This window comes from Duganella sp. 1224, assembly GCF_013408245.1.
Classification (GTDB): domain Bacteria; phylum Pseudomonadota; class Gammaproteobacteria; order Burkholderiales; family Burkholderiaceae_D; genus Rugamonas.
In genome coordinates this window covers 132,724-158,975 of record NZ_JACBYS010000001.1, presented here as the reverse complement: position 1 = coordinate 158,975, position 26,252 = coordinate 132,724, and the positions used below count along the sequence as shown (strand labels likewise).

Below are 26,252 nucleotides of genomic sequence, written 5' to 3'. Positions count from 1 at the left end.
GATTAGAAGCGCTTTCCTAAATCCCGGCCGGTACGAACAAAAAAAGCTTATTTTTCGTTGTACATATTGGCGTACTTCAGGCCGAAGTACAGGATGAACAGGTAGCACGCCGCCGGCACGAAGAACGACAGCTGCAGGCTCAGATGGTCGGCCAGCAGGCCTTGCGCGAACGGCACCAGCGCGCCCCCCACAATCGCCATGCACAGCAGGCCCGAACCCTGGCCGGTCAGTGGACCGAGCTTGTTCAGCGCCATCGAGAAGATGGTCGGGAACATGATGGAGTTGAACAGGCCCACCGCCACGATCGCATACTTGGCCACATCGCCATGGCTGAAGATGGCCGTCAGCACCAGCGCGATCACCACCGCCGCGTTGAACGCCAGCGCCTTGCCCGGGCTGACCTTCTGCATGACCACGAAGCCGACGAAACGGCCGATCATCGCGCCCATCCAGTAGTAGCCGACGTAATGCGCCGCATCCGCCGCCGACAGGCCGGCCACGTGCGGCTCGCCCAGGAAGTTGATCAGGAAGCTGCCGATGCTGACTTCACCACCCACGTACAGGAAGATGGCCACCACGCCCAGCGCCAGGTGACGGTGCTTGAGCGCGTCGGCAAACGTGCCCTGCGCGCCGCCCTGCTCCGCATCGACGATCTTCGGCAGGCGCGCCAGCGCAAACAGGATGGCCAGCACCAGCAGCGCCGCCGCCAGCGCCAGATACGGACCTTGCACGGCCGTGGCCTGCGCGGCGTTGTAGGCCTTCAGCTGGTCGGCGCTCAGTTGCGCCAGATCCACCGAACTCAGAACGCCGCCGCCCAGGATCAGCATCCCGCCCAGGAACGGCGCCACGGTGGTGCCCAGCGAGTTGAAGGCCTGGGTCAGCGTCAGGCGGCTGGAGGCGGTGCGCGCATCGCCCAGCACCGCCACGTAGGGATTGGCCGCCACCTGCAGGATGGTGATGCCGCCCGCCAGCACGAAGAAGGCGATCAGGAACAGCGTGTAACCGCTGGTCGCCGCCGGATAGAACAGCGCGCAGCCGGCGGCCGCAATCGTCAGGCCGGCCACGGCGCCGTTCTGGTAGCCGATCTTCTTGATCAGCATCCCCGCCGGCAGCGAGACGATGAAGTAGGCGCCGAAGAAGCAGAACTGCACCAGCATCGCCTGCACGTAGGTCAGCGTGTAGACCGCCTTCAGGTGCGGAATCAGCACGTCGTTCAGGGACGTCAGCAGCCCCCACATGAAGAACAGGATGGTGACGATCACCAGGGGCGCGGTGTAACCGCCCGTCTGCGACGGCTGCCCGGATGCCACCGGGGCAGCTTGCGAATAATGTTCCATACTTTTAGTTTCTCCTCGTTTTATTTGAATTCGCCGCACGCCAGCGCATCCTTGTCCTTGGCGGCGCCGCCAACGATCTGGATGTTGGCGAAGGTCGCGGCAAACGGCGCGTCGGCGGCCACGCTGAACGGCGTGCTTAACGCCGCCAGCGGCAGGCCCTTGGCGCTGAAGCAGGCCAGCGGGATTTTAACCGTCTGCTTGCCCTTGCCCGCCAAACGCTGGAATACAGCGCTGGCGTCCAGCTCCACCGTTTCGACACCGATGTGCACTTTTCCTTGCGGCGCAGCCGACACGATAGCATCAAATTGCAGCGCGCCGTCCGCGCTGGCGTACGAAGGCAGCTTGATGGCCTTGCGCGCCTGTGCTTCCAGCCTGGCCGGACCGCTCCAGGTCAGGCGCTTGGCGTCCTGCTGCGTGTTGATCTGCGCCGTCTCCACCTTCACCGTCGGCAGGTTGAACACCGCGTTCAGGTCCGCGCCCAGGGCCACGCGCTGCCCGCCGCTGCTCACAAACAGGGCGTAGGTCGAACGGTCGGTCGGATTGTACACCGGTACCGCCAGCGACTTGCCGCAACCGCCTTCCGGATAGCTGGTGTCCAGCTGCGGCACGGTGGTCTTGCTGGCGTACGTCAGGCCATAGCCAAACTTGAACAGCGGGTCGTAATTGGCGTCGCCCACGTTCAGCGGCGACTGGCAGGCCGACTTCGGCCAGGAGAACGACAGCTTGCCGCGGAAGTCCGCATTGACCTTGCCATTCGCCTTGCGGAACAACACGTCCGACACACCCTTGCCCTCGGTGCCCGGCAGCCACGCGGCCACCACGCTGTCCGACAGGTTGATGATGTCGTTGGTGTACAGCGGACGGCCGGTCACCAGCACCGTCACCACCGGCTTGCCCTTGCCGGATACCGCCTGCAGCACCGCCAGGTCTTCCGGATAGCGGCCGGACAGGCGCAGCGTGCCCGCCGGGCCGATGTCACCGTCGCCTTCCGCGTACGGCGTTTCGCCGATCACCGCCACCACCGCGTAGAACTGGCTGATATCGACGCCGCTGGCGTTTTCGCTGAAGGTGACATGGGCCGCGCCGACAGCATCCTTGATGCCGGCCAGGATGGTGTCGCTGACCGGATAATCGCTGTTCTTGTTGTCGGTGCCCTGCCAGGTCAGCGACCAGCCGCCCGACTGGTTGGCCATGTTGTCGGCGCTCTTGCCGACCACCAGGATCTTCTTGCCACGCGCCAGCGGCAGCACGCCGCCGTTATTCTTCAGCAGCACCAGCGACTCGCGCACCGCCTGGCGCGCCAGCGCGCGGTCCTGCAACGCTTCCTGCTTGCCGGCGTAGATGTTCTGCGATGGCTTCTTGCCGTCGAACAGACCGGCGCGCATCTTCACGCGCAGGATGCGGGTCACGGCGTCGTCGATGCGCGACATCGGAATCTCGCCCTTCTCCACCTGGGCGATGGTGTTGGCGATGAAGGTCTTCCACTTCTCCGGCACCATCACCATATCCACGCCGGCGTTGATCGAGGCGGCGCAGCTGTCGTCGGTGCAGCCGGGGACTTCGGCGATCGCGTTCCAGTCGCTGACCACCAGGCCGTCGAAGCCCATCTTTTCCTTCAGCGCCACGGTCAGCAGCTCGCGGCTGCCGTGCATCTTGCCATGATCGGTCGCGCCCTTGACGTCGTTCCAGCTATTGAAGGACGCCATCACCGTCTGCACGCCGGCCGCCAGCGCCGGGTAGTAGCCGGCGGCGTGGATGTTGATCATCTCCGACATCGTGGACTGGTTGACGCCACGGTCCTTGCCCTCCGCCGTGCCGCCATCGCCGACGAAGTGCTTGGCCGTCGCCACCACGGTGTTATCGGATTTCAGATCGCCCTGCAGGCCCTTGACGTAGCCGGCCGCGTAGTCGCGCACGATGGACGGATCTTCCGAGAAGCTCTCGTAAGTGCGTCCCCAGCGATCGTCGCGCACCACGGCCAGCGTCGGCGCGAACACCCAGTCGATGCCGGTGGCGCGCACCGCCCTGGCGACCGATCTGGCCATCGACTCCACCAGCCTGGGATCGCGCGCGGCGCCAAGGCCGATGTTATGCGGGAACAGCGTGGCGCCGTACATATTCGAGTTGCCGTGCATGGCGTCGATGCCCCAGATGACCGGGATCTGCGTCTTCATGTCGGTGCTCATCGAAGCGTCATAGTAGGCGTCCGCCAGCTTGACCCAGTCGGCCGCGCTGGCGTACTTGTTCCCCTGCGGCCAGCTACCGCCGCCGTTCAGCACCGAGCCGATATAGTAGGTGCGGATGTCTTCCGGGCTGCTGAATTTGATCTCGGGCTGCGTCATCTGGCCGATCTTCTGCGCCAGCGTCATGCCGGCGACGATCTCCTTGATGCGCGCTTCCATGCGGGCATCCTGCCTGACGGCGCTGGTGACATGCGGCCAGTCGGCCAGCGGCTTGGCGGCCGGCGCTGCGATGGCATTGGCGCCCAGCGCCAGAACAGCCGCCACGACGGCGCAGCGCAGGATGTGATTATGCGAATTCATTACGTGTGTCTCCGTTGTTGGTGTTTAGTCTAGTCCGCGCACGAAGGCGCTGTACCACTGGCCGCTTTGCTTGACGATGCGGCGCTGGGTGTCGTAGTCGATGTAGGTCAGGCCGAAGCGGCGCAGATAGCCTTCCGCCCATTCAAAGTTATCCAGCAGGCTCCAGGCAAAGTAGCCCTTGATCTTGCCGCCGGCCGCAATCGCGTCGCGCATCGCCGACAGGTGGCGGATCAGGTAATCGCGGCGCGCGGTGTCGGTCACCGTGCCGTCGGCGTTCAGGTGGTCGTCGTAGGACGAGCCGTTTTCGGTCACGTACAGGTCGCCGGTCGGATAGTCGCGCGCCACGCGCTCCAGCAGCGATACCAGCCCTTCGGGCGACACTTCCCAGCCAAAGTCGGTGCGCTGACGGTCCTGCGGATGGACGATGCGGGTGCGCAGCGGGTACGCGTCAGGCGCGTCCACCACTTCTTCCGGGAAGTAGTAGTTCACGCCAAGGAAATCGCACGGCACGGCGATGGCGTCCATATCCCCCGGCTCCACCGCCGGCGCGTCCTTGCCCACCAGCGCCAGCGCCTCGGCCGGATAGCCGCGCCCATACAGCACGTCGAGGAACCAGCGGTTGCGCAGCGCGTCGTGGCGCGATACGGCGGCGATATCGGCGGCGCTGTCACTGCCGGCCTTGATCGGATGCAGGCTCAAGGCGATGCCCACTTGCGCGCCCGGGACGTTGGCGCGGATCAGCGGCACCGCGCGGCCGTGCGACACCAGCACGTTGTGGCACACCTGCAGCGCCAGCGGCAGGCTCTTGTTGCCCGGCGCGTGCATGCCGTCCCAGTTGCCGTGCATGGCCGTGCACCATGGCTCGTTGTGCGTGATCCAGTGCTTGACGCGGTCGCCGAGATGCTTGGTGACCACGTCGACGTAACGCAGATAGGCGTCGATGGTGGCGCGCTCATTCCACCCGCCGCTATCCTGCAGGTACTGCGGCAAGTCCCAGTGATACAGCGTGCACCACGGCTGCAGGCCGCGCGCCAGCATGCCGTCCACCAGCGTCGAATAGAACGCAAGGCCTTTGCCATTCGGCTCCGCGTCCACGCCGTTGAAGATGCGCGGCCAGGCGATCGAAAAGCGGTAGGCGTTGAGGCCCATGGACCGGGCCAGGTCGAGATCCTCCTCCCAGCGGTGATAGTGGTCGCAGGCCACGGCGCCGGTGGAGCCGTCGCGGATCTTGCCCGGCGTTGCGCTGAAGGTGTCCCAGATCGACGGCACGCGGCCGTCTTCGGCGGCGGCGCCCTCGATCTGATACGCCGAGGTGGAGACGCCCCACAGGAAGTCGCTGGCGAAGTCGGTACGCTTAATCATGGTCATATTATTTTTTGGCGAAAGGAGTCGGCGGAACGGGAGCGTTCATCCACTTGATGGCGGTTTGCTGCGTTTCATACGGCACGCTGCCGAAGAGACGGAAGAGGTTTTCAATCTCGGCCAGCGAGGCCCTGTTGAAATCGAGTTGCGGAATGCGGGCGCCAGGCGCGTTGGCCACCAGGCCCCAGGTGCCGATGCCCTGCCCGCCCTTGTTGGACACGCGCTTGTAGGCCCACGCGGTGCTCGGCCAGCCGTTGGCGACATAGGTGTCGTAGGTCACGCGCATGACCTGGCCGCCGTTCTCGGCGCCCATGAAGGCCCACGGCTGGAATTCGCCGACGAAGAAGGCGGTGTTGAGCCCCTCCAGCTTGGCCTTCCATTTGCAAACGTTGTCACCTTCGCCCTCGCATTGCAGCCAGGCCTTGTGCACGGCCAGTCCCGGCTTGCCCCAGCCGAAGTGGCCGGGATACGGATGCATCTCGAAGGCGACGTTGCTCATGCCGTGGTCGGACGGCTTGCCGTAGGCGTCGATGCCCTTGCTGTGCCCGGGCAGGATGATGACGTGATTCTGATCGACCTCGCGGATGCCCTTGTACAGGGTGTTCATCACCACTGCCAGATTTTCCGGCGTGGTGCCCCAAGGTTCGTTGAGGATGCTGTAGCCGGCCACCGCGCCGCGGTCCTTGTAGCGCGCGGCGATCTGCTGCCACAGCCAGATGGTGCGCTCCTGGTATTCCGGCGTGTCCCAGTACTGGTTGCGGCCGGCGCAGCCGCTGTGGTGCTCCCAACCCTGGCTGCCGACCGCGCCGTGCAGGTCGAGGATCACGTAGATGCCGCGCTTCTCGGCCTGGTCGATGGCGTTGTCGAGGTACTTCCAGGCGTCGGCGCGCAGGTGGCGCGGGTTCTTCTCGTCCTCCACCACGCTGTAGATGAAGGGCAGGCGCACCAGGTTCAGATTCAGCCTCGGCAGCATGTCCCAGTCGCGTTCCTTGATCCAGTGATCGCGGAACAGCGTGTACAGGCGCTGGCGCTCTTCGTAGCCGAAGCGCTGGTCCAGCACCGCCTCCAGCGTGCACTGGTCGTTGACCGCCTTGGTTTCCTGCCCCATCATCCAGAATTCCTGGATCAGGTAATTGCCCAGATTGACGCCGCGCAGCGCCGGCTGCCGGCCGTCCGCCGTCAGCCATGTCGTGCCTTCCGTGTGCAGCATCGGCAACGGTGCCGTCTGCGCCCGGACACCGCCGGCCAGCAGCAGCGCCGCCAGGCCAGCCCCTCCAAGTAACCGTTTTACCAGCATTTTGTCCCCTTTCGTTCCATTCAATATGGAATCGTTTCCAATATACTGTAAAAAAAGAGCATGCGGCCAGCGCGTGCTCTTTTTATTTACTTCTTTTTACCTCCGGCCGACGCCGGCGGCGCCAGCGACGCCCGTGCGGCCACGTGCAGCTTGTACTCCTTGGCCACCGGCCGCTTCAGGCCATAGCACTGGTTCAGCAGGTAATTCAGGCCGTTCATCGTCATCTCGCTCCACGGAATATGCACGCTGGTCAGCTGCGGCGCGGTGAATTCCGCGCTGTGCGTATTGTCGTAGCTGAGCACCGACACCTGCTCCGGCACGCGCACGCCCTTCTGCTGGAACAGCGACAAGGCGCCCACTGCCATTTCATCATTGGCGCAGAACACGGCGGTAAATTCCGTGCCCGACGCCAGCAGCTCGCCGGCGCGCGCGAAGCCGCCCTCCGGCGTGAACTCGCCGTCCGCCATCCACACCGCGCCGGTGTCGACGCCGGCCGCCTCCAGCTCCGCCATGAAACCGGCGATACGCTGCTGGTTGTCGGCCGCCGCCGCGCGGCCCGCGATCACGGCGATCTGGCGGTGGCCCAGTTCCAGCAAGGTGCGCGCCGCCAGCCGTCCGCCGGCCTCGTGGTCCACCGTGAAGCACTGCTGCGCCATGCCCGCCAGGTCCTGGTTGATGACCACCACGCGCGACTGGAACGGCCCCAGCGCCGCAAAGTCCTCTTCCACCATCGCGGTGCTCATGACGATCAGGCCATCGCTGCCGCGCTCAATCAAAAAGTTCAGGCCATCGATGGCCTGGTTGCGGGCGTCGCCATCGCCGACGCCGAACGCCACCACCATGTTCAGCCCCGCCTCGCGCAAGGCGGTGTAGATCGCCTGCAGGATGGGCGTGTAGAACGTGCCCGCCAGGTAGGGAATGTACACGCCGATCATCTGCGTGGTGCCGGACAGCAGCGAGCGCGCCGCGTGCGACGGCCGGAATTCCAGCTGCTCGATCGCCTTGCGCACCTTCTCCTGCGTGGATTGCGAGACCGATCCCTTGCCGCTGATGACGCGCGACGCGGTGCCCAAGCCCACACCCGCAAGCCGGGCGACGTCTTTGATGGTTGCCACGTGTTTCCCTTATTTCTTTAGCCGGCGGCAAGGATACCCCACGCCCTCCCACATGACAAGCAGGCCACATCCCTGATCAATCCTGCAACGCCGACAGGATGCCCTTCTGCGCCTTCTCCACCGGCATGCGGGTATTCCAGTAGGTGGTGAGCACATCCTGCAACGCGCCGTTCTGGTCGGGCGTCAGATACACCTCGATCATGCCGGTGGCGCGCGTCTTGTCCTTCAGGATGGCCATGCCGGCCTGCGCGCACACGTCCATGGTCGAGGTGTCGACATTGCTCAGGATCGGCACCGAGCCCTTGATCTTGTTGAACTCCAGTTGCGCGCCAGGCTGCAGCACGGTGGTGGCCAGCAGCTTCTGCGCGCGCACCGCTTCGGCGTTGCTGGTCTTGGGGAAGACGAAGGCGTCGCCCTGGATCAGGTAGGGCACATTCGGCCCCAGGCCGGGAATGCAGCCGAAGTCCTTGCCGGCGGTCTGGCGCGCGGCGGCGAATTCGCCCTTGGCCCAGTCGCCCATGATCTGCACACCGGCCTTGCCGCTGATCAGCATGGCGGTGGCGTCATTCCAGTTGCGGTTGGGCGAGCCGGCGTCCACATAGCCTTGCAGGCGCTTGAAGGCCAGCAGCACTTTCCTGAATGCGTCCGAGTTGATGGCCTTGGGCGAGCGGTCGCGCAGCACCTGCAGGTACAGCTCCTTGCCACCGACGTTGGCCAGCATGGCCTGGAACAGGATGTTCTCCTGCCACGCCTGGCCGCCGTGCGCCAGGCCGATCAGGCCGGCCGCCTTCAGCTTGTCCAGCGCGGCGAACAGTTGGTCCGGCGTGGCCGGCTCCCCGGCGATGCCGGCCTTCCTGAAGGCCGCCTTGGAATACCAGATCCAGGTCGACATGTGGATGTCCACTGGCACGGCGTAGAAATGGCCCTTGACCTTGATCACGTCCAGCACCGGCTGCGGCATCAGCTGCTCCCAGCGGTCGCGGATGGCGATGTCGTCGACGTTGTTGAGCGCGCCCTGGTCGATCAGGTCACGGAACTGCTTGGTGGTGTTGAACTGCGCGGCGGTGGGTGGATTGCCGCCGACGATGCGGTTGATGGCCACCGCCTTGGCCTGGTCGGCGCCGGCGATCGCGGTGTCGCCCCAGACGCCGCCGGCGGCGCGGTAGGCGTCGGCAAACTTGCGCACGGCGGCCGACTCGCTGCTGGAAGTCCACCAGTGCAGCACTTCCGCCCGCGGCGGCGCGGCGGCGGCGGCGTGGCTGGCGACCCAGGCCAGCGCAGCCAGCAAGGCCCATGCGCTGCGCCTGGCGCTCCTACGTTGCTTGAACATCCAGTCTCCGTGCGTTTTTTTGTGATAACCAGATACTACCCTGCTTTGGCGGCAAAAAAACCGGCGCCGCCCAAGGCGCCGGCAACTTCGCGGGGCGAAGCGACGAGGTGAGCGCCAAACCGGATTGGAAACGTTCCCAATCCAACACTGAATATAGCACCCAATGATTTTGAGTGTCAACGGAAAGCGGCGGCGCGGCGGTTTGTGCGGCGTCAAACGCCGATATTTCCTGATGGATAGAATCGAGCCGTCACGACTGCCAGGAGAAGCGCATGCAACGCATCAGCCGGCCCCGCCAGCGGGGCGTGATCGCCATCCTGTGTTGCGTCATGGCGCTGGGCATGCTGGCAATGGTGGGCATGGCGCTGGACCTGGCCATGCTGTACAACCGCAAGGCCGAGCTGCAAGCGCTGGCCGACGCCACCGCGCTGGCTGCCGCGCGCGAACTGAACGGCACCGCCGACGGCGTCGCCAACGCCGTCAGCGCCGCCGCCGACACCGCCCTCACCTTCCGCTACCAGTACAACCGCAAGGCGGTCAGCTGGAGCAGCGACGCGCTGCGCTTTGCGGCCGCCGCCAACACGCCGGACGCCAACTGGAGCGACGATGCCGCCGCCCAGGCCGCGCCGGCCGGCATGCTGTACGCCAAGGTCGACACGCGCGCGCTGCGCGGCGATCCGGGGCTGGTGGCCACCATCTTCATCCGCCTGGCCGGCGACGGCCCGCGCAGCGCCACCGCCGCCGCGCGCGCGGTGGCCGGCCGCGTGTCGACGCTGGTGACGCCGCTGGCGATCTGCGCGCAATCGGCCAGCGCCGCCGCCGCGCGCGTCAACTACAGCGGCAGCAGCAGCTACACCGAGCTGGTGGAATTCGGCTTCCGGCGCGGCGTCAGCTACGACCTGATGCGCCTGAATCCGGGCGGCGCCACGCCCGAGCACTTCCTGATCGACCCGCTGGCGCCGCCCGGCGCCAGCGGCCTGCCGGCGCACTTCGCCACCGACGTGGTCGGCCCCTTCGTGTGCGCCGGCCAGCTGCCGATGCCGAGCGTGGCCGGCGGCGCGCTGACGCTGCAACGCGGCTTTCCGCTGGCCGCGCTGTACCACCACCTGAACGCCCGCTTCGACGACTACAGCGCCCAGGCCTGCACGGCCGAAGGCGCGCCGCCGGACAGCAACATCCTGGCCTACGACAAGGCCAGCATCAAGTGGATGGCGCCGGCCGCCAGCACCCAGTCCGCCGCCAGCTGGCAGAGCGACGGCAAGCTGTGGACGCGCGCCGATCCGCTGCCGGGCGACAGCAGCAACACGGCGCCGCTGTACGGCCCGCTGTGGGCCTACGCGCGCGCGGTGCCGTGGAGCGCCTACCAGGCACAGCCGGTGGAACCGGAAGGCGGCTATGGCGGCTTTACGCCCAGCGCCTGGCAGCGGCTGTACGCGCCGGGACCGCCGTCGGCCACCAGCTACCCGTCCGGCGATACCACCTACACGCCCTACAACCAGCGCGACAGCAGCACCTTTCTCGCCCCCGCCAGCGCCGACCACCAGCCGGGCGTGACCGGACGGCGCGTGCTGCACGTGGCCTTGCTGGACTGCCCGGCGGCGGCCGGCGCCATCACCAGCGCCACGGTGCGCGGCGTCGGCCGCTTCTTCATGACGGTCCCGGCCACCAGCACCAGTCTGAGCGCGGAATTCGCCGGCGCCGTGCCGCTGTCGGCGCTGGGCGGCAGCGTGGAGCTGCTGCCATGAGGCCGGCGCGCGGCCAGCGCGGCGCGGTGGCGCTGGAACTGGCGCTGACGCTGGCCTTCCTGTTTCCGGTGATGGCGCTGCTGCTGTTCTACGGCCGCCTGCTGTACAACTACGAGGTGGCGCAGAAGGCCGCGCACGACGCCACCCGTTATCTGGCCAGCGCCAGCCGCGTCAACCTCGGCAGCACGTCGGCGGTGGCCTACGAGCTGGCGGTGGCGCAGGCCATCGTCCAGGCCGAAGTCAGCGTGCTGAGTCCGAGCGCGCTGAGCGTGACGATCTTGTGCGACAACGTCCAGTGCTCCGGCCTGGACGTGCCAGACACCGTCAGCGTCGGGGTGCAGATTCGCGTGCGCAACACGCTCCCGGGCTACGCGCCCAAGCTGACCGACCGCGTGTTCATCGCCACGCAGAGCATGCACTATGTGGGCAACTGAGCGCCAGCGCGGCGCCACCGCCGCCGAATTTGCGCTGTGCGTCGTGGTGTTCTTTGGCGCGCTGTTCTTCATCATCGAGCTGGCGCGCGCCTTGTACCTGCTGAACACCTTGCAGGAAGCCACGCGCCGCGCCGCCGCCGCCGCCGCCGTCAGCGACTTCAGCGATCCGGCGGTGATGCACCGCATCCGCCAGGCCGCCGTGCTGCGCGACACGCCGGGGACGTTGCTGCTGGGGGCGCCGGTGACCGACGCCCATCTGCGCATCGACTACCTGTCGCTGGCGCGGGCGCCGGGCGGCGCCATGACGCTGACCGAGATCCCGGCCGCCAGCCTGCCGGCCTGTCCGGCGCGCGCGCGCATCCATTGCGTGGCCAATCCCAACGGCGCCAGTTGCATCCGCTTCGTCCGCGTGCGGGTCTGCGCGCCGGGCGGCGCCGACTGCGGCGCGGTGGCCTACCAGCCGCTGTTCCCGCTGACGGCCCTCAGCTTTCCGCTGCCGCAGTCGACCACCATCGCCAAGGCGGAATCGCTGGGCTTCCAGCCGGGGAGCACGTTATGCCCATGAAATTTGACGCCGCCCAGAACTGGCGCACTGGCTGCCGTGACTGATGAAGACATTGGGCGTTTAGGCGGGCTTTTTGTCGCCCAGCATGTGGGCGATGGCATTGATCACCTCCTGCGCCTGGCTCTTGGGAATGATGACGATGCTGTCGTCATGTCCATCCATGCCTTGCTGCCGCAGCACGATTTCGCCGTTGTTGTTGGCATAAATGGCCAACGCGTCCACGCGCGGCAATACCAGCGATTCGCGCGCCGACGCGCTGTTCCAATCCCAGTCCGCCATACTCCACTCCTGATGTTGATAAAAGAAAACATCATAGCCGAAACCGGGACCTCGGCAACCAGCGGGCGCGGATTAGTGGTACTGCGGCGGCGACAGATGGGCTTTGAAAAACCGGAAGACATCGGCGCTGTCGGTCAGCGTGGTGCGGAACACGCTGCCGTTGCGGATCACCCACTCGGCGGCATAGACGCCGCCGGCATCGCCCAACGCCGCGCGGAAGGCGCAATTCTTCGCGTCGTAACAAAAACCGCCCACGCTGCCCGCCAGCTCGGGGTCGAGCAAGGGGTTGTACATGCCGCTGGTGTCCAGCTCGTAGCTGGCGCCGCCGGTCTTGACCACCAGCCTGGTGAGCGACGAGCGCGGCACGCCGGTGGCGCCATAGACGGCAAAACCGTCCACCCGGCAAACCTGGTCAGCCTGACCGCAGCCGCTGACGGCATGGCCGGCCGCGTCAAACCGCTCCTCGCGTGCCACCACCTCCACATTGCCCGGCAACTTCAACGCGTACTCATCCGCCCAAGCGCCGCCCCACACCCCAGCCAGCACCATCCCCAGCCACAGCTTCCTGACCATATGACGCTCCTTTGCATAAGCAAACACACAACGCTTATCTTATCTTATCGCCAACAGTCTGGATTACCTAACCGTAATTTGGTCCCGATTTTGCCGTGGTACTCTCAAGTTTCATCCTGAAGTGGATTTTTTTGGCCGCGCATCGACGCGGCCTTTTTTTCGGGATCAGCCCATTGCCGGACGGCCCTGGGCTGACGAAAGACGAAACTTCTGGCGCCGGTCCCCCATCAGATCCTGCAGTTCCCGCAGCTGCATGCCGGTCACCTCATGAATGCGTATCAACATCGCGCCGCTGACCGGCAGCCGCAGATGCCGTATTTTGCTGACCACCGGCGCAGCCACCTCCAGCTCGCGCGCCAAGGCCGCGTCATTCTTCAGCCCCAGCCGGGCCGAAATCATATCAAGCAGATAATTGGGATCGTAGTGCGTACGCATGACTACCTCACAAGGTCAATGAAAAACGTCGGGATAAGAATTTGACATTACTATCAGCCAGGGTCGAGTTCAAACGTGCGAGGCGTTATGACGAAACAAAGTAACATAATTGCCATCCGTCCAGGACAGGATGTTGCATTCATGCCAAAACGCAAAGATGGAAAGCACGCTAACAGCGAAGCAAGACAGGATGTAAGGTGTTGATTTTGCTGGCAGGGGCTCGCCGGCTCCGACCTCCGTTGCCCTCTGCGCGACGCGATGGACGCACGGTCGCACAAACTTCATTCTGAACAGGGACATTAAATATCAATTTTATAGTGCCGATTTTGCATGTATATTTGTCATATCGGAGACCACCTTTTTTCCACGAGGACAAATATGAAACGTTTATTTCCCAAGCTGTTACTCGCCGCCCTGCTGGCTGCGCAGCACCTGATCGCAAGCGCCGGTACCCCCTTGACGATCGACATTCCGTTCAATGTAACCTACGATCCCACCATGCCAGGGGGCAACGGTTTATTCGTAGACAAGAAGACCTTCGAGATTTTCGCGCCCGTCAATTACGCTTTGACGGGCAAAATGAACGCGACCCTGACCGCCTTGTATGATCTGGGTGACGGCGTCCAAGGCAAGGCCAACATGGACATCACCTTCGACGTTCTGCTGCCGCACTGCGCACAATGTGGCCCGAACGATGCCGACCTGGTGGGAACGAGTCGCAATGGCACGTTTACTGACAACGGTAGCGGCATGCAATATGTGGCGGATGGCTCCAGTGCGTCCGGATCGTATAACCGCCTGCTGGTCTATGAAATCGTCGTCGGGAGCCTGCCAGCCTTCTCCGGCCACATTTACTTCCAAACGCTCACGTTCACTGCCGAAACGATGGCAAGCCCGGTACCTGAACTGCCACCTGTCGCGCTGTACGGTTTCGGACTCGCCGCCATGGTCGTGGCGGCGCGCGCCAAATCCAGCAAAGGCCGCACGGGCCGTCCTGTTTAATCCAGGTGTCCACTGTCGGCCTGGCGCTCGACAGTGGAAAAGAAAAAGGCCAGCTGCGCGGCTGGCCTAAGTCCTTGACTGTGTTGGTCGGGGCGAGAGGATTCGAACCTCCGACCCCCTGCACCCCATGCAGGTACGCTACCGGGCTGCGCTACGCCCCGACGAACAGCCTATTATAGCAGCCGCTTTAAGTATTTGTCATGTTTGCTTTGCGCGGCTAATATCACGCCATGGATACCGCCGATCTTCACCATGCCGCCGCCCTCGTCCAGCAGGCTGATTTGCTGATCGCCGCCGCCGGCGCCGGCATGGGCGTCGATTCCGGCTTGCCGGATTTTCGCGGCAACGAGGGCTTCTGGAAGGCTTACCCGGCCCTCGGCCGCGCGCGCATGGAATTTACCAGCGTCGCCTCGCCCGCCACCTTCCACGAGGACCCGGCGCTGGCCTGGGGCTTTTATGGCCACCGCCTCAACCTGTACCGCGACACCGTGCCGCACGCCGGCTTCGGCCTGCTGAGGCAATGGGGCGAGCGCATGGCGCTGGGCGCCGCTGTCTTCACCAGCAATGTCGATGGTCAGTTCCAGAAGGCCGGCTTCGATCCGCAGCGCATACTGGAGTGCCACGGCTCGATCCACCACCTGCAGTGCCTGGCGCCCTGCGGCGGCCATCTGTGGCCGGCGGACGATTACACGCCGCAGGTGGACGCGGCCAGCTGCCAGTTGTTGAACGCGCCGCCCGCCTGCCCGCACTGCGGCGGCCTGGCGCGGCCGAACATCCTGATGTTTGGCGACGGCGGCTGGATCGACAGCCGCGCCAGCGCGCAGCAGGCGCGCCTGCATGCGCTGCTGCGCCAGGCCCGCCGTCCGCTGGTGGTGGAACTGGGCGCCGGCGTGGCCATACCGTCGGTGCGCCACTTCGGCCAACTGGTGATCCGCCACCACCACGGCCGCATGATCCGCATCAACCCGCGCGAGCCGCACGTGGCCAGCGCGCAGGACGTGGGACTGGCCGCCAACGCGCTGGCGGCGCTGGCCGCGATCGACGCCCTGCTATAAACGATTTATACCATTTTCACGGTAATCGGCGACAGGCCGGCAACCTTCCCTTCCAGGACGTTGCCGCGCACCACCGCGCCCACACCTTCCGGCGTGCCGCTGAAAATCAGGTCGCCCGGCGCCAGCGTGAACAGCGTCGACAGGTTGGCGATGGTTTCGCTGATCGACCAGATCAGGTGCGAGATCGCCGACGACTGCTTGGTCACGCCGTCCACCTCCAGCTGGATGGCGGCGTTGTTGATGTCGCCCGCGTCCTCGGCGCGGGTGATCAGGCCGATCGGCGCCGAGTAGTCGAACGCCTTGCCGATTTCCCACGGACGGCCGACGTCGCGCATCTTGAATTGCAGGTCGCGGCGCGTCATGTCGAAGCCGACCGCATAGCCGAAGATGTGCGCGGCCGCGTCTTCCACGGCGATGTTGGCGCCGCCCTTGCCGATGGCGACCACCAGTTCGCACTCGTAGTGCAGGTTGTTGGTCAGCGGCGGGTATGGCAGTTCCAGGATGCGGTTGGGCGCGGCAGGCACCACCGCTTGCGCGTCGCCCGGTTTGCAGAAGAAGAATGGCGGTTCGCGGTCCGGGTCGGAGCCCATCTCGCGCGCGTGGCCGGCGTAGTTGCGGCCGACGCAGTACACGCGGCGCACCGGGAACAGATCGGAGGTGCCGGCGACCGGCAGGCCGACGATGTCATGGGCGGGAATTACGTAGGAAGTCATGATGCGCCTGTAGCGGAATGGAGACATCACGCATGGTACAACAGCCCGCGCCCCGCTGCAGGGCACGAAACAATAAAAGACAAATCAGCTCAGCAGGATGGCCTTCAGGGCGAGCCGCCACCCGGCCACAAGGGAGTCGCGGTTCATGTCGGGGCGTTGTATGGCGCGGATCCGCAACCCCTGGAACAGCGACACCATGGTGTCGATGCGCCCCTCCAGCAGCGCTTCGTCCACCGCCAGCCCGCGCCGCTCGCGTTCGCGCTTGATGATGGGGCGGAAGCGTTCGCCCACCTTGCGGTCGGCGGCGCGCAGCGCCTCGGCGATCTTCGGATTGCGCGCGGCTTCGGCAAACATCTCCAGCGGCAGGTCCACCTGTTGCGGGTCGAGATGGCGGTCGATATGCTCCGGCGCGCCGTCGATCATCGACTGCAGCGGGTCGGCCTGGCTGTCCAGCTCACCGAGCTTGATCAGCACATCCTCGGCGTGCAGGTCGACAAACGCCATGATGATGGCGTCCTTGCTGTCGAAGTAGTTGTAGATATGGCCCGCGCTCATGCCGGCCTCCTTGGAGATTTCCGCCATGCTGGCGGCGTGAAAGCCGCTGCGGGCGAAGCACACGGCGGCCGCCCGCAATACCTGACTGCGGCGGTTCTGCGCGCGCTCCGGGTCTGTGCGTCGTTTGGCCGGGGTGTTCATTGCTGTCCTTGAGATGTGTTGGTGAGATTATAACGGCAGGCGCCGGAGCGGCGCCCGCCTGCGATCAGCCCTGCGGCTGCGATGGAGCTGGCAGCTCCGGCTGCCAGCCGCCGCCCAGTACCTTGTACAAGGTGACGGCGTTGCTGCTTTTTGCAAGGCGCGTGGTGATCAGGCTTTGCTGCGCCGCGTACAGCGCGCGCTGCGACACCAGCGCGTTCAGGTACGAATCCGCGCCCTGGCGGTAGCGCGCCTCGTTGATGGTGTAGCTCTTCTGCGAGGCGTCCACCAGCGCCTGCTGCGACGCCAGACGCTCATCCAGCGTGCCGCGCGTGGCCAGCGCGTCGGCCACCTCGCGGAACGCGGTCTGCACCGCCTTCTCGTACTGCGCCACCGAGATCTCGCGCGAGGCCTTGGCGATATCCAGGTTGGCGCGGTTGACGCCAGCGTCGAAGATCGGCAGGTTGATCTGCGGAGCAAAGCTCCAGGTCGACGAGCCGGCCTTGAACAGGCCGGACAAGGTGCGGCTGGCGCTGCCGCCGGATGCGGTCAGCGAGATGCTCGGGAAGAAGGCGGCGCGCGCCACGCCGATGTTGGCGTTGGCGGCGCGCAGCGCGCGCTCGGCTTCCTGCACGTCCGGCCGCGATTGCAGCAGGTCGGACGGCAGGCCGGCCGGAATCGCCGCCAGCTGCGTCACCTCTTCCAGTTCGCCGGTCGGCAGCAGGTCCTGCGGCACGCTGGCGCCCACCAGCAGCGTCAGCGCGTTCAGGTCCAGCGCCACTTGCGCCGTGTAGACGGCGGCGTCGTTGCGCGCGGTTTCCACGCTGGTCTGGGCGTCGTACATGTCGGTGCCGGACACCACGCCCGAGGCGAAGCGCTTGCGGCTCAGGTCATAGCTGGTCTGCTGGCTTTTCAGTGTTTCCTGCGCCAGCTTCAGGCGCTGCTGGTCGGCGATCAGCGTCAGGTAAGCGTTGGCCACCTCCGCCACCAGCGTGATCTGCTGGGTGCGGCGCGCCTCTTCGGTGCCGAGGTAGGTCTGCAGGCCAGCCTCGGACTGGTTGCGTACCTTGCCAAAGAAATCCAGCTCATACGAGGACATCACCAGGCCGCCGTTGTACTGGCGGTTGATGGCCGCCTCGCCGGTGCCGGTCAGGGTGCGCGGCGTGCGCGACGCGCTCTGGCTCACATTCGCCGACAGTTTGGGCAGCAGCGCCGCCGTGTCGATGTTGTACTCGGCCTTGGCCTTTTCGATGTTGAGCACCGAGACGCGCAGGTCGCGGTTGTTGGCCAGCGCCAGCTCGATCACCTGGCGCAGTTTGGCGTCGGCGAAGTATTCGCGCCACAGGATTTGCGACACCGGCTTGGCGTCGGCCGCGGCGGCCGGCACGCCCTGGTAGGCGCCGCCGGTCGGGAAGGCCGGCGCCACCGGCTGCGCCGGGCGTTCATACACCGGCGCCAGGCTGCAGCCGGCCAGCATGGCCAGCGCCGCCATCGTGATGACAGATTTTTTCATGTTAGTGCACCTCTACAGCGGTTGCCGGCGCGGCCGGCTTCTTCGGAGCGAAGTAGCCGCGCACCAGCACAAAGAACAACGGCACGAAGAAGATGCCGAGGAAGGTTGCCGTCAGCATCCCGCCCAGCACCCCGATGCCGATCGCGTTCTGGCTGCCGGAACCGGCGCCGCTGCTGGTGGCCAGCGGCAGCACGCCCAGGCCGAAGGCGATCGAGGTCATCAGGATCGGACGCAGGCGCAGCTTGACCGCGTGCAGCGTGGCCTTCTTCAGGTCCTCGCCGCCTTCCTGCAACTCCTTCGCAAACTCGACGATCAGAATCGCGTTCTTCGCCGCCAGGCCGATCACGGTCAGCAGGCCGACCTGGAAGTAAACGTCGTTGGACAGCTTGAACACATAAGTCGCCACCACCGCGCCGATCACGCCCAGCGGCACCACCAGCAGCACCGAGAACGGCACCGACCAGCTTTCATACAGCGCGGCCAGGCACAGGAACACGATCAGGATCGAGATCGCGTACAGTTGCGTGGTCTGCGAACCGGAATCGCGTTCTTCGGTCGACAGGCCGGTCCACTCGTAGCCGATGCCCGGCGGCAGTTGCGCGGCCAGTTTTTCGATTTCCTTCATCGCGGTGCCCGAGCTCTGGCCCGGCGCCGGCGCGCCGAGGATCTCGGTCGACGGCAGGCCGTTGTAGCGCTCCAGGCGCGGCGAGGCGTAAATCCACTCGCCGGTCGAGAAGGCCGAGAACGGCACCATCTGGCCGCCGTTGTTACGCACGAACCACTTGTTCAGGTCTTCCGGCACCATGCGCGCGTCGGCCGCGCCTTGCAGGTAGACCTTTTTCACGCGGCCGCGGTCGACGAAGTCGTTGACGTAGGCGCTGCCCCAGGCGGTGCTCAGCACCGAGTTCACATCGGCCACGGTCAGGCCCAGCGCAATGGCTTTCTGCTGGTCGACGGTGATCTTGTACTGCGGCGTGTCTTCCTGGCCGTTGGGACGCACGCCCACCAGCAGCTTGCTCTGCGAGGCCATGCCCAGCATCTGGTTGCGGGCCGCCATCAGCGCGTCGTGGCCGACGCCGCCGATGTCCTGCAACTGCAGGTCGAAGCCGCTGGCGTTACCCAGTTCCAGCACGGCCGGCGGCGCGAAGGCGAACACCATCGCGTCCTTGATCTGCGAGAAGGCGCCCATGGCGCGGCCGACGATGGAGCTGACGCGGTTGGCCACGCCCGGACGCTCGGCCCAGTCCTTCATCCGCACGAAGGCGATGCCGCTGTTCTGGCCATTGCCGCTAAAGCTGAAGCCGGCCACGGCGAACACCGAGGCCACGTTGTCCTTCTCGTTGGTGAGGAAGTGGTTCTCGACTTTCTCGATCACCTTCAGCGTGCGCTCCTGGGTGGCGCCGGTCGGCAACTGGATCTGCGAGAACAGCACGCCCTGGTCCTCTTCCGGCAGGAAGGAGGTCGGCAGGCGCAGGAACACGAAGCCCAGTACCAGCAGCAGCACGCCGTACAGCACCAGCGAACGGCCGCCGCGATTCAGGATCGAACCGACGATGCCCTGGTACTTGTTGGTGCCGCGCTCGAAGGTGCGGTTGAACCAGCCGAAGAAGCCCTTGTTGGTCAGGTGATGGCCCTTGTCCACCGGCTTCAGGATGGTGGCGCACAGCGCCGGCGTGAAGATCATCGCCACCAGCACCGACAGCACCATCGCCGACACGATCGTCACCGAGAACTGGCGGTAGATCACGCCGGTCGAGCCGCTGAAGAAGGCCATCGGCACGAACACCGCCGACAGCACCATGGCGATGCCGACCAGCGCGCCGCTGATCTGGCTCATCGACTTGCGCGTCGCTTCCAGCGGCGACAGGCCCTCTTCCGTCATCACCCGCTCAACGTTCTCCACCACCACGATCGCATCGTCCACCAGCAGGCCGATCGCCAGCACCACCGCGAACATGGTCAGCGTGTTGATCGAGTAGCCCAGCGCCGACAGGATGGCGAAGGTCCCCAGCAGCACCACCGGCACCGCCATGGTCGGAATCAGCGTGGCGCGGAAGTTCTGCAGGAACAGATACATCACCAGGAACACCAGCACAATCGCTTCCACCAGGGTTTTCACCACTTCCTCGATCGACAGCTTGACGAACGGCGTGGTGTCGAACGCCACCACGGCCTTCAGGCCTTTCGGGAACTGCGGCTCCATGGCCTTGATCTTGGCCTTGACCGCGTTGGCGGTATCAAGCGCGTTGGCGCCGGTAGACAGCTTGATCGCCATGCCGGTCGCCGGCTTGCCGTTGTAGCGCGCCAGGATGTTATAGGTTTCGCTGCCCAGCTCCATGCGGGCCACGTCGCGCAGGTGCACGGTGGCGCCGCTGCTGGTGGTCTTCAGCAGGATGGCGCCGAACTGCTCGGCGGTCTGCAGGCGGCTTTGCGCGGTCACGGTGGCGTTCAGTTGCTGGCCGGGCACCGACGGCAGGCCGCCCAGCTGGCCGGCCGACACCTCGGTATTCTGCGCGCTGATGGCGGCGCTGACGTCGGCGGGCGTCAGCTGGTAGCTTTGCAGCTTGGCCGCGTCCAGCCAGATGCGCATGGCGTACTGCGAACCGAAGTTGGTGACGTCGCCCACGCCTTCCACGCGCGAGATCGGATCGATCACGCTGGCGGTGACGTAGTCGCCGATGTCGGCCTGCTTCATCGAGCCGTCTTCCGACACGAAGCCGAGCACCATCAGGAAGTTCTTGGTGGCCTTGGCCACCACCAGGCCTTGCTGCTGCACGGCAGCCGGCAGCAGCGGTGTGGCCAGTTGCAGCTTGTTCTGCACCTGCACCTGCGCGATGTCCGGGTTGGTGCCGCTCTTGAAGGTCAGCGTGATGGTCACGCCGCCGGCCGAGTCGGACGACGACGACATGTAGCGCAGGCCGTCGATGCCCTTCATCTTCTGTTCGATGATCTGGGTGACGGCGTTTTCCACGGTCTTGGCCGAGGCGCCCGGGTAGGTGCCGCTGATCGAGATCGACGGCGGCGCAATGCTCGGGTACTGCGCGATCGGCAGGCCGAGAATCGCGATGATGCCGGCGAGCATAATCACGATCGCCACCACCCACGCGAAAATCGGGCGATCAATAAAGAAACGGGACATGGGCTGACTCCTTATTGCGCGCTCTTGGCGCTGGCCGGCACGGCGCCGCCGGCGGCGACGTTGGCCGCCGGCTTGGCGACGCTGGCCGGCGCGCCCGGTTTGACCTTCTGCACGCCTTCAACGATCAGCAGATCGCCTTCGTTCAGGCCCGACTTGATCAGCCACTTGTCGCCCAACGTGCCGCCGGTGGTCAGCACGCGCTGTTCGACCTTGCCTTCCTTGTTCAGCACCAGCGCGGTGGCCTCGCCTTTCGGATTGCGGGTCACGCCCTGCTGCGGCACGGCGATGGCGTGCTCATTGACGCCGGAATCGACGATGGCGCGCACAAACATGCCCGGCAGCAGATCGTGCCTGGGATTCGGGAACAGCGCGCGCAGCGTGACGTTGCCGGTGCCGGTATCCACCGTCACATCGGAGAACTGCAGCTTGCCGGTTTCCGCGTACCTGGTGCCGTCCGACAGCACCAGCGTCACCTTGGCCTGGCCATCCTTTTTCAGGCTGCCGTTTTCCAATTCACGCTTCAGGCGCAGCATGTCCTCGCTGGTCTGGGTGACGTCGACATAGATCGGGTCCAGTTGCTGCACGGTGGTCAGCGCGGTGGTCTGGTTGGCCGTGACCAGCGCCCCCGGCGTCACCGCCGAGCGGCTGATACGGCCGCTGATGGGCGCGTCGACGTGGGTGTAATCGAGGTTGATCTTGGCCTGCTCCACCGCCGCGGTGGCCGACTCCACGTCCGCCTTGGCCTGCTCGAAGGCGGCCACGGCGTCGTCATATTCCTGCTTGCTGACGCCCTCGATGGCCACCAGCTCCTTGTAGCGCGCCACCTTCGGCTGCGCCGTCAGCAGGTTGGCCTTGGCCTTGGCCAGCGCCGCCTTGGCCGAGTTGTAGGCGGCCTGATAGGTCGCCGGGTCGATCTGGTACAGCGGCACGCCGGCCTTGACGTCGGCGCCCTCGACAAACAGGCGTTTCTGGATCAGACCGCTGACCTGCGGGCGCACCTCAGCGACTTGGTAAGCGCTGGTGCGGCCCGGCAGTTCGGTCGTGATTTGCAGCGGCGCTTGCGCCACCTTGAAAACGCCCACTTCCGCCACCTGCTGCTGGTGAGGTGCTTCGGTTGTGGACTTGGAGCAGCCGGCCAGGACGGCCAGCGCGGAGAGCATGGCTGCGGCACCGGCGGTGCGCAGCATCGTTTTCTTGTTCAACAGGGCTTCCATGTATGAGCTTTCTGTATAAAAAATAAGCACAGCCTATAGAATGAACGATCATTCTAATTAAGTCAAGCCACGATATGCTGCGCTGCGGCGATACCGGAAGTCGTTCGCGTGGTGAAAGACGAAGAAATTCAGTACGCTTTTCCGGCGCGGCGTCTGGGCAATGCTACAATCAATTAATTTCTTTAAGTCATCATTTAGTACGCTCGTGCACATTTCCAAGCCGTCTATGACCGTCCGGCCCCGGCTCACGACCCTGGTAACAGCCGGTGTCAGCGCCACGGTGCTGCTGACGGTGCTGTCCCTGTTGATCCTGGTCGACCATTTTGCGCTGCACTACGCCCGCAGCGAAGCCGAGCAGCGGCTGCAACAACTGTCCTGGCAGATGCGCGACGCGCTCGACGGCGCGGTGCGCAAGGCCACCACCGACGCCCAGTTGCTGGCCTCGCTGCCGGAGCTGCGCGCCACGCCGCCCGCGCCGGCCAAGGTGCGCGCGGTGCTGGAAAGCCTGCAAAAAACCTTCCCCGACTACGCCTGGATCGGCCTCGCCCAGCCGGACGGCAAGGTGTTGAGCGCCACCCAGGGCGTGCTGGAAGGCGCCGACGTCAGCGCGCGCGACTGGTTCAAGGGCGGCCGTCAGCAGCTGTACGTGGCCGACTTCCATCCGGCCACGCTGCTCAGCAAGAAGCTGCCCGACAGCAGCGATCCGTGGCGCTTCATCGATGCCGCCGCCCCGGTGAGGGACGCCGACGGTGTGTGGCGCGGCGTGCTGTCGGTGCACATGAGCTGGGGCCGCATGCGGCGCCTGGTGCACACCATGCTGGCGCCGACCCAGCGCCAGTCCGCGGCCGAGATCTTGGTGGTGCGCGGCGACGGCACCGTCCTGCTCGGCCCGCAGGGCATGGAGGAACAGAAAATCAGCAGCGCCAGCCTGGCGCTGGCGCGCGGCGGCGCTTCCGGCGCCCTGACCGAAACCTGGGCCGACGGCCGCAGCTACCTGACCGGCTACGCCCGCAGCGGCCAGCCCGGCGATCCGGCCACGCTGACGTGGTCGATCCTGGCGCGCCAGCCGGAAGAGCAGGCGCTGGCCGGCGCGCGCGCGCTGGAGCGGCAGATCCTGCTGCTGGGCGCCATCCTCGGCGCCGCCATGGCGGTGGCGGCCGCCCTCGTCACGCGCCGCCTGACGCGGCCGCTGAACGCGCTCAGCCACACCATCGAGGCGCGGCTGGCGGCGCCGGACGCGGCGCCGGCGCTGCCGGCCATCGCGCCGGTCGACACCTTCCACGAAGCGCAAGTGCTGTCGCGGGCGCTGGCGGCCATGCTGCGCAACGAGCAGCACCACCTGGACGCGCTGCGCAGCCTGAACGAAAAGCTGGAAAGCACGGTGGCCGAGCGCACCCGCGAAATCGCCCGCAAGGCGCTGCAACTGGAGCGCGCGCTGGGCCAGGAGCAAAGCACCCAGCAGCTGCTGCAGGAGCGCGCGGCCGAGCTGCGCGCCATCCTCGACAACGCCCACGACGCCTTCATCGCCCTCGATCCGGGCGGCGTGGTGCGCGACTGGAACTTGCAGGCGGAAAGGCTGCTGGGCTGGAAGCGCTCGGAAGTGATCGGCCAGCCGCTGGCGGCCATGATGCTGCCGCTGCCGCTGCGCCGCGCCTACGAGCGCGACATGCGCACGCTGACCGGCAACGGCGACCGTGCCGCCGTGCTGAGCCGGCGCGTCGAACTGATGCTGCACAACCGCGCCGGCCAGGAACTGCCGGTCGAGGTGTCGCTGGCCTACGTGCCGCGCAGCAATGGCTACCTGTTCATTGCCTTCCTGCACGACATCAGCGAGCGCCGCCAGCTGTTCGCGTCGATGGAGGAACTGGCGCTGCGCGACACGCTCACCGGCCTGCCGAACCGGCGCGCGCTGATGACGACGCTGCCGCAGGCGCTGCAGCGCGCCAACCGCGCGGGCCAGGCCTGCGCCGTGTTCTTCCTCGACCTCGATCGCTTCAAGCAAATCAACGACCGCTATGGCCATGACGAGGGCGACGAACTGCTGCGCCAGTTCGCGCAGCGGGTGCGCGGCGCGGTGCGCAAGACCGACACCGTCGGCCGCCTGGCCGGCGACGAGTTCATCGTCATCCTCGAGATGCTGGGCGGCGAGGCCGCCGCCCAGGACGCGGCCGACAAGCTGCTGCCGGTGCTGCGCCAGCCCTTCGTGCTGAAGACCACCACCGTCACCCTCAGCGCCAGCCTGGGCATCGCCGTCCACCAGCCGGACGACCCGCAGGACAGCGCGCTGTTGCTGAGCCGCGCCGACCGCGCCATGTACCGCCATAAACAACAGGGCATTCAGCAGCGCGCTCGCCGCTAGCGATTTCTGGTAGCATTGTTATAACAACAACTACCTTGCCCGGACACGCCTCATGGAAGAACAAAACAGCCTGACGACCGACTTTTTATCCACTGGCGTAGCCGGGCTGGATGACGTGCTTACCGGCGGCCTGACGCGCGACCGCCTGTACCTGGTCGAGGGCGAGCCCGGCACCGGCAAGACCACGCTGGCGCTGCAGTTTCTACTGGAGGGGCGGCGCCGCGGCGAGCCGACGCTGTACATCACGCTGGCCGAAACCGCCATCGAGCTGCGCAGCGTGGCACAGTCGCACGGCTGGGACCTGGACGGCATCCACGTCGAGGAAATCATCCCCGACGAGTCGGCACTCGACCCGGAACAGCAGTACACCATCTTCCACCCGTCCGAAATTGAGCTGGGCAACACCACCCAGCGCATCCTGGCCGCCATCGACCAGCACCAGCCACGGCGCGCGGTGCTGGACTCGCTGTCCGAACTGCAGCTGCTGGCCGGCAATCCGCTGCGCTACCGGCGCCAGGTGCTGGCGCTCAAGCAGTACCTGAGCAGCCGCCACTGCACCACCATCTTCCTCGACGACCGCACCGCCCTGTCCACCGACCTGCAGGTGCGCAGCGTGGCGCACGCGGTGCTGACGCTGGACCTGGCCGACCAGGCCTATGGCGCCGAACGGCGCCGGCTGCGCGTGGTCAAGTACCGCGGCGTGGCCTACCGCGGCGGCGCCCACGACTACAAGATCATCAAGGGCGGGCTGTACGTCTACCCGCGGCTGGTGGCGGCCGAATCGCGCGAGAGCGGCGTCCGCCAGCAGTTGTCCAGCGGCCTGGCGGCGCTGGACGCGCTGATCGGCGGCGGCCTGGAGGAAGGCATGAGCACGCTGTTGACCGGGCCGTCCGGCACCGGCAAGTCGTCGCTGGCAGCGCAGTTCGTGCACGCCGCCACCGGGCGCGGCGAGCAGTGCGCGATGTTCCTGTTTGAGGAGGCGCGCAACAATATGCTGATCCGCAGCGCCAACCTCGGCTTCAGCTTGCGCGCCGCCATCGACAGCGGCCTGCTGCACGTGCAGCAGGTCGACCCGGCCGAACTGGCGCCGGGCGAGTTCGCCAGCGCGGTGATGCAGGCGGTCGAGCACGGCGCGCGCCTGGTCGTCATCGACAGCCTGAGCGGCTACCTGAACGCGGTGCCGGACGAGCGCTTCCTGATCGTCCATCTGCACGAACTGCTGACCTACCTCGGCCAGCGCGGCGTGGTCACCATCCTGGTCGGCGTGCAGCAGGGCATGCTGGGCGGCGGCATGAGCACGGCGGTGGACGCCAGCTATCTGGCCGACAACATCATCATGCTGCGTTACTTCGAGGCCGAGGGCGAGGTGCGCCAGGCCATCTCGGTGTTCAAGAAACGCGGCAGCGCGCACGAGCGCACGCTGCGCCGCTTCGAGCTGGGCGCCGACGGCGTGCGCGTCGGCCCGGTGCTGAAGGATTTCCACGGCGTGCTGACCGGCGTGCCGACCTATCACGGCGCGGCCGACGGCCACACGCGCGCCGGGTGAGTG

General features: G+C 66.0%; 21 protein-coding genes and 1 tRNA gene. 7 read left to right on the top strand and 15 right to left on the bottom strand.

Annotated elements, in window-relative coordinates; genetic code table 11:
• Positions 1–47: 47 nt before the first annotated feature.
• From FHW58_RS00735 to FHW58_RS00710, 6 genes are all read right to left on the bottom strand, one after another.
• Positions 48–1,337 carry a sugar MFS transporter gene (locus tag FHW58_RS00735; protein WP_179671186.1) on the bottom strand — a complete coding sequence of 430 codons (1,290 nt, stop codon included), beginning with the start codon at positions 1,335–1,337 and terminating at the stop codon, positions 48–50.
• Between the two features lie 20 nt (positions 1,338–1,357).
• Positions 1,358–3,880 (bottom strand): glycoside hydrolase family 3 protein, encoded by a 2,523-nt coding sequence (locus FHW58_RS00730; RefSeq protein WP_179671185.1) that lies wholly within the window; start codon positions 3,878–3,880, stop codon positions 1,358–1,360.
• Positions 3,881–3,904: 24 nt separating this feature from the next.
• Positions 3,905–5,242: a GH1 family beta-glucosidase gene (locus tag FHW58_RS00725; protein WP_229265005.1), complete on the bottom strand. Its 1,338-nt coding sequence runs from the start codon at positions 5,240–5,242 to the stop codon at positions 3,905–3,907.
• A 7-nt stretch (positions 5,243–5,249) separates the two neighbouring features.
• On the bottom strand, positions 5,250–6,539 hold the full coding sequence (locus FHW58_RS00720; RefSeq protein ID WP_179671183.1) for a glycoside hydrolase family 5 protein: 1,290 nt from the start codon (positions 6,537–6,539) through the stop codon (positions 5,250–5,252).
• Between the two features lie 86 nt (positions 6,540–6,625).
• Positions 6,626–7,654: a LacI family DNA-binding transcriptional regulator gene (locus FHW58_RS00715; RefSeq protein ID WP_179671182.1), complete on the bottom strand. Its 1,029-nt coding sequence runs from the start codon at positions 7,652–7,654 to the stop codon at positions 6,626–6,628.
• A 76-nt stretch (positions 7,655–7,730) separates the two neighbouring features.
• Positions 7,731–8,984 carry an ABC transporter substrate-binding protein gene (locus FHW58_RS00710; RefSeq protein ID WP_179671181.1) on the bottom strand — a complete coding sequence of 418 codons (1,254 nt, stop codon included), beginning with the start codon at positions 8,982–8,984 and terminating at the stop codon, positions 7,731–7,733.
• A 272-nt stretch (positions 8,985–9,256) separates the two neighbouring features.
• Here FHW58_RS00710 and FHW58_RS00705 point away from each other — a divergent pair, with 272 nt between their 5' ends.
• The 3 genes from FHW58_RS00705 to FHW58_RS00695 are packed head-to-tail and all read left to right on the top strand — an operon-like array spanning position 9,257 to position 11,728.
• Entirely contained in the window at positions 9,257–10,729 is a 1,473-nt protein-coding gene (locus FHW58_RS00705; RefSeq protein WP_179671180.1) for a pilus assembly protein TadG-related protein, read from the top strand.
• Positions 10,726–11,163, top strand: coding sequence for a TadE/TadG family type IV pilus assembly protein (locus FHW58_RS00700; protein ID WP_179671179.1), 438 nt, complete (start codon positions 10,726–10,728; stop codon positions 11,161–11,163). The genes FHW58_RS00705 and FHW58_RS00700 overlap by 4 nt, the downstream gene beginning before the upstream one ends.
• Positions 11,150–11,728: a TadE/TadG family type IV pilus assembly protein gene (locus FHW58_RS00695; RefSeq protein WP_179671178.1), complete on the top strand. Its 579-nt coding sequence runs from the start codon at positions 11,150–11,152 to the stop codon at positions 11,726–11,728. The genes FHW58_RS00700 and FHW58_RS00695 overlap by 14 nt, the downstream gene beginning before the upstream one ends.
• 60 nt (positions 11,729–11,788) lie before the next feature.
• Here the strand turns inward: FHW58_RS00695 and FHW58_RS00690 are convergent, their stop codons facing one another.
• The 3 genes from FHW58_RS00690 to FHW58_RS00680 form a co-directional block, all read right to left on the bottom strand.
• Complete coding sequence (locus FHW58_RS00690; protein WP_179671177.1) at positions 11,789–12,007, bottom strand: hypothetical protein; 219 nt, start codon at positions 12,005–12,007, stop codon at positions 11,789–11,791.
• Positions 12,008–12,079: 72 nt separating this feature from the next.
• Positions 12,080–12,580, bottom strand: a complete 501-nt coding sequence (locus FHW58_RS00685) for a hypothetical protein (protein WP_179671176.1) — start codon at positions 12,578–12,580, stop codon at positions 12,080–12,082.
• Between the two features lie 165 nt (positions 12,581–12,745).
• Positions 12,746–13,015: a helix-turn-helix domain-containing protein gene (locus FHW58_RS00680; protein ID WP_179671175.1), complete on the bottom strand. Its 270-nt coding sequence runs from the start codon at positions 13,013–13,015 to the stop codon at positions 12,746–12,748.
• A gap of 378 nt (positions 13,016–13,393) precedes the next feature.
• On the opposite strand from FHW58_RS00680, the gene FHW58_RS00675 reads away from it, so the two are divergent.
• Positions 13,394–14,017: a hypothetical protein gene (locus tag FHW58_RS00675; protein WP_179671174.1), complete on the top strand. Its 624-nt coding sequence runs from the start codon at positions 13,394–13,396 to the stop codon at positions 14,015–14,017.
• Positions 14,018–14,101: 84 nt separating this feature from the next.
• Here FHW58_RS00675 and FHW58_RS00670 read toward each other — a convergent pair.
• Positions 14,102–14,178: transfer RNA gene (locus FHW58_RS00670), tRNA-Pro, on the bottom strand.
• Between the two features lie 69 nt (positions 14,179–14,247).
• Here FHW58_RS00670 and FHW58_RS00665 point away from each other — a divergent pair.
• Entirely contained in the window at positions 14,248–15,072 is an 825-nt protein-coding gene (locus tag FHW58_RS00665; RefSeq protein ID WP_179671173.1) for a Sir2 family NAD-dependent protein deacetylase, read from the top strand.
• 5 nt (positions 15,073–15,077) lie between these two features.
• Here FHW58_RS00665 and FHW58_RS00660 read toward each other — a convergent pair whose 3' ends face one another.
• The 5 genes from FHW58_RS00660 to FHW58_RS00640 all read right to left on the bottom strand — a co-directional run bounded on the left by FHW58_RS00660 (position 15,078) and on the right by FHW58_RS00640 (position 22,344).
• Positions 15,078–15,785 (bottom strand): fumarylacetoacetate hydrolase family protein, encoded by a 708-nt coding sequence (locus FHW58_RS00660; RefSeq protein ID WP_179671172.1) that lies wholly within the window; start codon positions 15,783–15,785, stop codon positions 15,078–15,080.
• Positions 15,786–15,869: 84 nt separating this feature from the next.
• Positions 15,870–16,481, bottom strand: a complete 612-nt coding sequence (locus FHW58_RS00655; protein WP_179671171.1) for a TetR/AcrR family transcriptional regulator — start codon at positions 16,479–16,481, stop codon at positions 15,870–15,872.
• Between the two features lie 64 nt (positions 16,482–16,545).
• A complete protein-coding gene (gene adeC / locus FHW58_RS00650) occupies positions 16,546–17,991 on the bottom strand; it encodes an AdeC/AdeK/OprM family multidrug efflux complex outer membrane factor (protein WP_179671170.1) in 1,446 nt (481 codons plus the stop codon).
• Between the two features lies 1 nt (position 17,992).
• Positions 17,993–21,130: an efflux RND transporter permease subunit gene (locus FHW58_RS00645; RefSeq protein WP_179671169.1), complete on the bottom strand. Its 3,138-nt coding sequence runs from the start codon at positions 21,128–21,130 to the stop codon at positions 17,993–17,995.
• A gap of 11 nt (positions 21,131–21,141) precedes the next feature.
• Entirely contained in the window at positions 21,142–22,344 is a 1,203-nt protein-coding gene (locus FHW58_RS00640; RefSeq protein ID WP_304506244.1) for an efflux RND transporter periplasmic adaptor subunit, read from the bottom strand.
• Between the two features lie 226 nt (positions 22,345–22,570).
• Here FHW58_RS00640 and FHW58_RS00635 point away from each other — a divergent pair, with 226 nt between their 5' ends.
• Together FHW58_RS00635 and FHW58_RS00630 are read left to right on the top strand one after the other, a co-directional pair.
• On the top strand, positions 22,571–24,703 hold the full coding sequence (locus FHW58_RS00635; protein WP_179671168.1) for a diguanylate cyclase domain-containing protein: 2,133 nt from the start codon (positions 22,571–22,573) through the stop codon (positions 24,701–24,703).
• A gap of 52 nt (positions 24,704–24,755) precedes the next feature.
• A complete protein-coding gene (locus FHW58_RS00630; protein WP_179671167.1) occupies positions 24,756–26,249 on the top strand; it encodes an ATPase domain-containing protein in 1,494 nt (497 codons plus the stop codon).
• The last annotated feature ends 3 nt before the right edge of the window (positions 26,250–26,252 follow it).